The following is a 534-nucleotide window of genomic DNA, read 5'->3' as shown; positions in this document are numbered from 1 at the left end:
GCGATCCGGGCTGTCCTCGCGGCCTCCCCCTTCCATGGCGAGGACACACCGCAAGGTTTGGGCGAGGCTGCGCATGCAGGGCGTCCGAACGTCCCGGCGTCGGGTGCTGCGGCTCATGCGCGAGCACGACCTGCTTGCACCTTCCCGGGTCGGCAGCCCTCGAGGCCCGCGCAACCACGACGGCACCATCATCCCTGACACGGTGGACACCATGTGGGCGACCGACATGACCACCACCTGGACGGCTGAGGGTCAGGCGGCGGTGTTCGTTGCCGTCGATCACCACAGCGCCGGGTGCGTCGGCCTGCATGCTGCCCGGCGCGGCACCCGCTTCGAGGCGCTGGAACCCCTCAGGCAGGGCGTGCGCCAGCACTTCGGCGGCTTCGCCAAGGGCATCGCGGCGGGCCTCGCACTCCGCCATGACCACGGCAGCCAGTACATGTCCGATGCTTTCCAAGGCGAGCTTACGTTCCTCGGTATCGAGAGCTCACCCGCCTTCGTGCGGGCACCCGAGGGGAATGGCTGCGCCGAGCG

At 69.9% G+C, this 534-nt stretch carries 1 pseudogene; it reads left to right on the top strand.

Going from position 1 to position 534, the window contains the following annotated elements:
- Positions 1–534, top strand: a pseudogene (locus tag ACFFIC_RS29925) (transposase); the annotation flags it as partial.

This window comes from Muricoccus vinaceus, assembly GCF_042433125.1.
Taxonomy (GTDB): domain Bacteria; phylum Pseudomonadota; class Alphaproteobacteria; order Acetobacterales; family Acetobacteraceae; genus Roseomonas; species Roseomonas vinacea.
The sequence above is the reverse complement of the archived record's forward strand: the minus strand, read 5'-3'. Positions and strand labels throughout refer to the sequence as shown.